The organism is Thiorhodococcus fuscus (assembly GCF_042682685.1).
Taxonomy (GTDB): Bacteria; Pseudomonadota; Gammaproteobacteria; order Chromatiales; family Chromatiaceae; genus Imhoffiella; species Imhoffiella fuscus.
The window spans coordinates 123,565-131,403 of the sequence record NZ_JBHUHX010000010.1 but is presented as its reverse complement, the minus strand read 5'-3'; the positions used below and the strand labels follow the sequence as shown (position 1 = coordinate 131,403).

The 7,839-nt window shown below is 65.4% G+C and carries 7 protein-coding genes; 4 read left to right on the top strand and 3 right to left on the bottom strand.

Going from position 1 to position 7,839, the window contains the following annotated elements:
- Positions 1–66 precede the first annotated feature (66 nt).
- The 3 genes from ACFSJC_RS05735 to ACFSJC_RS05725 form a co-directional block, all read right to left on the bottom strand.
- Complete coding sequence (locus ACFSJC_RS05735; RefSeq protein WP_386024468.1) at positions 67–1,308, bottom strand: cation:proton antiporter; 1,242 nt, start codon at positions 1,306–1,308, stop codon at positions 67–69.
- A gap of 100 nt (positions 1,309–1,408) precedes the next feature.
- Complete coding sequence (locus ACFSJC_RS05730; RefSeq protein ID WP_386024487.1) at positions 1,409–3,226, bottom strand: hybrid sensor histidine kinase/response regulator; 1,818 nt, start codon at positions 3,224–3,226, stop codon at positions 1,409–1,411.
- 52 nt (positions 3,227–3,278) lie between these two features.
- Positions 3,279–4,316: a CBS domain-containing protein gene (locus ACFSJC_RS05725; RefSeq protein ID WP_386024465.1), complete on the bottom strand. Its 1,038-nt coding sequence runs from the start codon at positions 4,314–4,316 to the stop codon at positions 3,279–3,281.
- A gap of 234 nt (positions 4,317–4,550) precedes the next feature.
- Between ACFSJC_RS05725 and ACFSJC_RS05720 the strand changes: the two genes are divergently transcribed.
- Genes ACFSJC_RS05720 through ACFSJC_RS05705 form a run of 4 tightly spaced genes read left to right on the top strand, consistent with a single transcriptional unit; the run spans position 4,551 to position 7,839 of the window.
- Complete coding sequence (locus tag ACFSJC_RS05720; RefSeq protein ID WP_386024462.1) at positions 4,551–4,841, top strand: hypothetical protein; 291 nt, start codon at positions 4,551–4,553, stop codon at positions 4,839–4,841.
- Positions 4,842–4,892: 51 nt separating this feature from the next.
- Positions 4,893–5,909, top strand: a complete 1,017-nt coding sequence (locus ACFSJC_RS05715; RefSeq protein ID WP_386024459.1) for an efflux RND transporter periplasmic adaptor subunit — start codon at positions 4,893–4,895, stop codon at positions 5,907–5,909.
- Positions 5,909–7,153, top strand: a complete 1,245-nt coding sequence (locus tag ACFSJC_RS05710; RefSeq protein WP_386024456.1) for an ABC transporter permease — start codon at positions 5,909–5,911, stop codon at positions 7,151–7,153. Before ACFSJC_RS05715 ends, ACFSJC_RS05710 begins: the two co-directional genes overlap by 1 nt.
- Positions 7,150–7,839, top strand: a complete 690-nt coding sequence (locus ACFSJC_RS05705; RefSeq protein WP_386024453.1) for an ABC transporter ATP-binding protein — start codon at positions 7,150–7,152, stop codon at positions 7,837–7,839. The genes ACFSJC_RS05710 and ACFSJC_RS05705 overlap by 4 nt, the downstream gene beginning before the upstream one ends.

Below are 7,839 nucleotides of genomic sequence, written 5' to 3'. Positions count from 1 at the left end.
GGCCATCGGGCCGGCTCCTATTCGGGGCAGGAAGGCGACAGCTTACCCTATTTTGTAAACACCCTCTTAGGGCTTCTTGGTCACGGCCTTGCGTACCACCCAGCCGATCGTCAGCCCCTGGCCGAGGATGGAGAACACGACGATGCAATAGGTCAGTGCGAGCACGATGTCACGTCCGGGACCCGGAGGCAGCGATAGGGCGAGTGCGACCGAGATGCCGCCGCGCAGCCCGCCCCAGGTCAGCACCCAGCCGGAGCCCTTGGGCAGCCTGAACACGCCAGGCAGCATGGCCACCGGCAGACCGACCGTGAGTGCGCGGGCCGCCAGGGTGACGCCCATCGCCAAGATCGCGGCGGCCAGTGTGCTCGTCGTAAAGGTCACCAGAAGAACCTCCAGGCCGATCAGCACGAATAGCACGGCGTTCAGAATCTCGTCGATCAATTCCCAGAACAGATCGATATAGTGTCGCGTGGTGTCCGACATGGCCAGCCGGCGTCCGCCGTTGCCGATCATCAGTCCGGTTACCACCATCGCCAGCGGCCCGGACACCTGCAGCCGATTGGCGAGCGCGTAGCCGCCGGTCACCGCCGCCAGGGTCACCAACACCTCGACCTGATAGCTGTCCAGGCTCTTGAGCAGCCGAAAGGTGAGATAGCCGAGCGCCAAGCCGAACAGCAGGCCACCCCCCGCTTCATGGAGCAGCATCAGCAAGCCCTCGCCAACGGACGGGATGGTGCCGCTTGCCAGCATGCCCAGCAACAGCGAGAAGATCACGACGCCGACGCCATCGTTGAACAGCGATTCGCCTGCGATCACCAACTCCAGTTGTTTCGGCGCGCCTGCGGTCTTGAGGATGCCCATCACTGCGATGGGGTCCGTTGGCGAGATCAAGGCACCGAACAACAGGCAGAACACCACCGGCAGCTCCAGCCCGACCCAGGACAGCGCAAGCCAGATCCCGAAGCCCACCGCTAGGGTGGACAGCAGTGTGGACAGCACCGCCAACAGCCCTACCTGCCAGCGGTAGGCGCGCAGCTCGCTCAAATCGACGTGCAAGGCCCCGGCGAACAACAGTAGCGACAACATGCCCTGCATGAGCACCGTTGAGAAGTCGATTGAGCGTAGCAGCGACTCCTCGTACTGCCTCAATCCGAAGTCGATCCCAGCGGCGTCCAGTCCGATCAGGGCCAGGGACAACAGCAGTGCGGCCGCCATCACCCCGATGGTGATGGGCAGACCGATGAAGCGCTGGTTCAGGTAGGCCAGCAGGGCGGTGAGCACGAGGAAGGCAGCGGCAATTTCGAACATCTCGGACCCTATCGCAGCTTGGGTGTTTGCAGTGTAACCGCGACCGGATCCCCTCAGCGGTGATCTGCCCGATTCCCCCGGTTTGTCGTTGCCCAGTCAGTCAATCTTGCTGGGATAGCGTTGCCCTGGCCTGACGCAATCTCCGCAGCGCCTGATCGTAGTCGAAGCGCTGGATCGCGTCCTCCAGCAAGACGGCTGTCTCCGCACCGAGCGCGGCCTGGAAGAGGTCGCGCGAGGTGAGCCAGATATTCCCCGCCTGGGTGTCGTCCTCCTCCAGCAGGGTCTCCAGAACGTCGAGGCGTGGTGTCACCTTGGGCCAGTCGAGCGGAGTGATTCGCACCGCCTGCTGTCCGTCGTCCGCCACCTCCACCTCGACCTCCATGCGGCGCAAGAGCTCGCAGGCGACTTCCTGATTGATCGGGTCGTCCTCCGCCAGCAGCAGTCGGATCCCCCGATAGTCGCGCGCCGGCATGTCTTTCGGGCTGGCCGTCTCCGACAGCGCCTGCATGGGGACGCTGACCCAGAAGGTGCTGCCGCAGCCGAGTTCGCTCTCCACCCCGACCTCGCCGCCCATGAGGCTGGCCAGGCGTTTGCAAATGGCCAGTCCGAGTCCGGTTCCTCCATAGCGGCGCGTGGTCGATTCGTCGGCCTGGACGAATGGCTCGAACAGTCGTGCGCACTGACTCGGCGTCAGGCCGATGCCCTGGTCTCGCACTGCGAGGTGCAGCCTCGGTGGCTGGTCTTTATCCGCGACGACCTGGGCGTCGAGCTGGATGCGGCCCTGATCTGAGAACTTGATGGCGTTGGCGACATAGTTCAGGAGAATCTGCCCCAGTCGCAGGAAATCGCCTTTCAGTAGACTGGACACGGCCGGATCGATGCTGTAGCCGAGCGTGAGCCCCTTGGCGGCCGCCCGCTCGCCCAGCAGGCTGAAGGTGTGGTCGATGACCTGGGCGAGCGAGAAGGGATTTTCCTCCAGGGTCAACTGACCGGCCTCGATCTTGGATAGGTCCAGGATGTCGTTGATGATGCTCAGTAAATGCCCGGAGGCGGTGATGATCTTGGCAATCTGGTTGCGCGGCTTGGGGTCCGACAGCTCGTGCTCCAGCAGATGGCTGAGTCCGACGATGGCGTTCATGGGGGTTCGGATCTCGTGGCTCATGTTGGCCAAGAAGGCGCTTTTGGCGCGGTTGGCCACCTCTGCAGCCTCCTTAGCCTCGGCCAGGGCGACCTCGGTGCGCCGGCGTGCGACGATGCGCCAGAGATTGTCGGCGATCAGTTCCATTTGCTGCAGGTCGGTCGCGTCGTAGTCGCTCGCCTTGTTGCCGACCCCGACCAGCAGGCGCACCGTCCCATTCTCCCAAATGGGGACGCCCAGGTAACGGATCATCTGGGTATGCCCTTCGGGGTAACCTCGGCGCTGCGATAGGTTTTGGAAGTTGTTGTGGACCACCGGCCTGCCGGTGCGCACGGTATCGGACCAGATACCGGCCTGAGACAGGGGATAGTGGTTATCGTAGGCGGCCGTGCACTGCGCGCTGGTGCGCGTCGACCAGATGGCGAGCTGGATCGTCTCCTGGTCCGTGTCGATCATATGCAGATAGCCGCAGGCGCTGTCCGTGATGGCCTCGATCATGTCCATGCCTCGTTGCAACAGCTCCGGTTCATCCAGGCCGGTGGCCAACTGACTCAGATCGAGCAACGCCTTGAGGCCGCGTTGGCTCTTGCGCAGGTGTCGGTTGGCGTTCTCCAGCTCGGCGGTGCGCGCCCGCACCAGATCTTCCAGGTGGTGACGGTGAAGATCCAGCTCCCGATTGGCCTGGCGGGTGGCCTCTTCGGCGCATCGGCGCGCGGTGATGTCGAGATGCGCCACCACCAGACGCGAGGGGCCTGAGCCGACGAAACGCGTGACACGCATCGCGAACCAGCGTTGCTCGTCGGGGGAGTGGCAGGGATATTCCAGCGTGAACTCATCCTGCTCGCCCTGCAGGATGGCGCGCATTCCGGCGACGACGTTGGGACCCTCCTCCGAATCCGCGCCATAGGCCTGCTCGCACACCTTCAGATAATTGGCCCCCTCGCAGACGTTGGCGCTGAGCGGCGGGTTGGACTGTGCGAAGGTACGCCAGGCGCGGTTGACGGAGAGGATCTTGCCGGTCTCGTCGAGAATGGCCAGGTGCTCGGTCAAGGAGTCCAGCGTCGCCTGGGCGATGCGTTCCGATTCGCGCTGGGCGGCCTCCGACTGCAGATTGACGTTGCAGCGTCACCATGCCCATGACCTGTCCGTCCGCGTCCACCACGGCGAGCTGGCGCAATTGCTGCTCCCGCATCGACTGGGCCGCCTCGGGCACCGGGGTGTTCTGGCAGACGGTGCGCACTGGGGTCTGCATGACATCGCGCAAGCGGACGTCCGCGAGTTCCGCGTCGGCGCCCTGCGCCAGCAGGCGCGGGATGTCCCGCTCGGTGAGGATTCCCAGGGGGCGCCCCCCGTCCACCGCCAGGGCATAGGCCGCGTCTTGGCGTACCATCAGAGCCAAAACCTCCGTCAGCGGGGCTTCCGGGGGCAGGAAGGGGAGATCCCGATCGATCAGGGTCGTGAGATCCCCGAGTTGCTGCAGTGAGCGAAGCCCCAGATGGTGGCGGAAGTCGGTCTCGCTGGCGATCCCGACGGCGCGGCCGTTCCCGTCGATGACCACCAGATGGCGGATCCGATGGCTGAGCGCCAGATGGTAGGCCGCTGCAAAGTCGGTCTCCTGGATGGCCGTGAGGACCGGGGTGCTCATCACCTCGCGAATGGGAGTGGCCGTATCCGTTCGCTGGTGCAGAAGGCGCAGTAGATCGCGCTCGGTGAGAATGCCGATCGGCGTGGTGCCGTCCAGCACCAGAAGCGAGGAGATCCGTGCCTGGGCCATCTGTCGGGCGGCCTCGGCGAGGGGGACGTCCGGCGGCAGATGCCGGACATCCCGGCTCATGATGTCGGCTAGCGTCAGATCGACGATTGGTTGCATGGGAGGAGCTCGCTAAGGTGACTGCCTGAAAACATTCTCTCCCGTAGCATCCTGTGCGATCGATGCGGTTCGTCTTTCACTGCACCTATGGTAGGTAAATTCTTTCGCGGAACGCGCGCTTAGAGCGGCGCGGAGGGCCGCGATCCTCGAAACTTTAGCATGATGAATGCTATAGGACACAGCCGCCGTTAGCCGCGATCGCGCACCCGAAGGGGATGCGCCGGTTCAAGCGGTTTGCCCAATCCCGCATGTCTCCAGAGGGCGTTGGAGTACCACCCGAAATGCCCCTCGCTGCGGCTCGGGTCGAGGGTCGGTACGAGGAAGCCGGAGCAAGGATGTCGCGGGGAAAACCGTGGCGCGGCCCTGTTCGACGGACAGAAGGCGCATCCGGAACCGACCTGGATCCAGCGGCGCGAGCGCAGCTCGGCGGTCCTGGTCGATGAGCGGTGGGCGACGGGGAGGCGTCTGTTCGCGGGCGTTTCGCGCTTGTGGTATTTCGCCGAATGGCTCAAGGTGGCGCGATGACAGGGCACGACAGTGCCAGGAATACCGCCGATCCATCCGAATCATCCAATCATGCGCAGCAAGTGGACGTTGATCCTCATGGGCGTGCTGTTGGCCGCCGGGGGCTGGCTCTGGTGGCGCGAGACCCCGGTCGCCGTCACCGTCGTCCATCCGACACGCGGTCCCGCCATCGAGGCGATCTACGCGACCGGCAGCGTGGAGCCCACGGTTATGCTGCCGATCGCCTCGCGGGCGGCGGGCAATCTGGTCGAACTCAATGTCGACGAGGGCGACCAGGTCGGCAAGGGACAGACCCTGGCCCGACTCGAAGACACGGATCTGACCAATACGGTGCAGGAGCTGGAAGCGAGGGCGCGCTTCGCTCGGCTGAATCTCGAGCGCATGCAGGAGTTGGCGCAGCGCAAGGTCGTGGCCACCATCGAGGTCGATCAGGCGCGTGCGGACTTGGAGGCCGCCGAGGCCGTGTTGAGACGGGCCAAGGCGCAACGCGGTTTCATGACGCTCACCGCGCCCGCCGACGGTCTCATCATCCGCCGCGACGGCGAGGTCGGGCAGTTCATTCCGGCGGGTCAGGCGGTGTTCTATCTTTCCTGTTGCGCGCCGTTGCGGGTCACGGCCGACGTGGACGAGGAGGACATCCCTCGGGTCCGCGTCGGGCAGCAGGTGGTCCTGCATGCCGATGCCTTGCCGGAGCAGGTGTTCGATGGCGAGGTCAGCCAGATCACGCCCAAGGGCGACCCGGTCGCGCGCACCTTTCGGGTCCGCATCCGGCTCGCCGATCCGGCGGGCCTGCGGATCGGTATGACGGTCGACGCCAACCTGATCGTGACCGAGCGACCGAATGCCTTGCTGGTACCGTCCACCGCGATCCAGAAAGACGTCCTCTGGCTGGTGGCGGACGGCCGGCTGCATCGCCAGCCGGTACGCGTCGGCGTGGTTGGTGCGTTGCGCACCGAGATCCTCGACGGCTTGCCGCCGGATGCCCAGGTTGTCGCCACGCCCTCCGAAGCCCTTCGCGACGCCGCCGCCGCGCGTATCCGTCCAACCGACACCGCATCTCAGCCCTGATGCTCATCCAGCTTCAGGTCGCACTCACCCATCTCACCGGGCGTCGGCGTCAGACGCTGGTCTCGCTCACCGGCGTGGTGCTCGGGGTCGCCTTCTTTCTCGCCGTCTCATCCCTGATGCGCGGTTCCGAGCAGGACTTCATCAAACGGCTGGTCGACAACAGTCCGCACATCACCGTCTCGGACGAGGTGCGCCGGCCCCGCACCCAGCCGGCCGAGCGGCGCTGGGCCGACGGGGCCGTCAAGATCCGCAACCTCAAGCCGCAGACCGAGACGCGCGGCATTCGCGGCTACCGCGAGAAGCTCGCGCTGATCGAAGCGATTCCGGGCGTGCGGGTCGCTCCGGTGCTGATCGGATCGGCCGTGCTCACCTTCGCCGGGCGTGAGGAAGGCGTCACCCTTTCGGGCATCGTGCCGAAGACGATGAAGACCGTGTCCACCATCCAGGACAAGATGGTCGAGGGCTCGCTCGACGCGCTCGACGTCAATCCCAACGGGATCGTCATCGGCACCGGGCTGGCGGAGAAATTCAACCTCGGGCTCGGCCGCAACCTGACCGTGGTGGCCGCGAGCGGCACCAGTCGCGCCATGAAGGTGGTCGGTCTCTTTCGCACCGGCAATGCATCGGTCGACGAGACCCAGACCTTTACGCTGCTCAAGCGCGCGCAGGTCATGTTCGAGCGGCCCAACCGGGTCAATCGCTTCCTGATCCAGCTCGACGACGCCTATGCCGCGCGCACCGTCGCCCAACGCATCGAGGCCGCCATCGGCGACAAATCGGTCTCCTGGGTCGAGGCATCGGAGGACATCCTCAGCGTGCTGGTGGTGCGCAACATCATCATGTACAGCGTGGTGTCGGCGATCCTGATCGTGGCCTCCTTCGGCATCTACAACACCCTCTCGACCATCGTGCTGGAGAAGACCCACGACATCGCGATCCTCAAATCCATGGGCTTTCACGCCCGCGACGTGCGGCTCATCTTCCTGTTCGAAGGGGTCGTCATCGGCCTGATCGGCAGCCTCTTCGGCTTGGCCCTGGGGGCCGGTCTCATGCACGCCCTGTCGCAGGTCCAGATCAAGCCGCCGGGCGTCTCGGAGCAGGTCTTTCTGCCGATCTGGTGGGGTGCGCAGCAATTCGCCCTGGCCACGACCTTCGCCATGGCGTCCTGCATCCTCGCCGCCTATCTCCCGGCGCGTCGCGCGGGGCGGGTGCATCCGGTGGAGATCCTGCGGGGTGCGGCGTGAGCGCGGTGCTGAGTGCGGAGCATCTGGTCCGCATCCTGCCCGGCGAGGTTCCGGTCACCTTGGTGAAGGATGTCAGTCTCGCCATCGAGCACGGCGAGTTCATCTGCATCATGGGGCCGTCCGGGTCGGGCAAGTCCTCGCTGCTCTATCTGCTGGGTCTGCTCGATGTTCCGACCTCGGGGCGGGTCTGGCTCGATGGCGAGGAGACCTCGCGCTATGGCGAGGACGATCTGGCGAACCGCCGGCTGGAGAAGCTCGGGTTCGTGTTCCAGTTCCATTTCCTGCTCGCCGAATTCTCGGTGATCGACAACGTCACCCTGCCGATCCGCCGCCTCGGCCGGCTCGATGCCGCCGCCGCGCGTGTACGCGGTCTGGAGCTATTGGATCGACTGGGCGTCGTCGAGCAGAGCGCCAAGTACCCGCACCAGCTCTCGGGCGGACAGCGCCAGCGCGTCGCCATCGCCCGTGCACTGGCCAACGACCCGCTGATCCTGCTCGCCGACGAGCCGACCGGCAATCTGGATTCGGCATCGGGCGGCACGGTGCGCCAGATCCTCAAGGATCTGGCGCACGAGATGGGCAAGACGGTGGTCGCGGTCACCCACGATGCGTCCTTCGCGGCGGCGGCCGATCGGCGTATTGGGATCGTCGACGGCCGGATCGACGCCGATTGGCGCGCGATGTAG

Coding starts and splice junctions, on each gene's coding strand:
- ACFSJC_RS05735 (WP_386024468.1), bottom strand. CDS start 1,308: ATGTTCGAAATTGCCGCTGCCTTCCTCGTGCTCACCGCCCTGCTGGCC.
- ACFSJC_RS05730 (WP_386024487.1), bottom strand. CDS start 3,226: ATGCGTGTCACGCGTTTCGTCGGCTCAGGCCCCTCGCGTCTGGTGGTG.
- ACFSJC_RS05725 (WP_386024465.1), bottom strand. CDS start 4,316: ATGCAACCAATCGTCGATCTGACGCTAGCCGACATCATGAGCCGGGAT.
- ACFSJC_RS05715 (WP_386024459.1), top strand. CDS start 4,893: ATGCGCAGCAAGTGGACGTTGATCCTCATGGGCGTGCTGTTGGCCGCC.
- ACFSJC_RS05710 (WP_386024456.1), top strand. CDS start 5,909: ATGCTCATCCAGCTTCAGGTCGCACTCACCCATCTCACCGGGCGTCGG.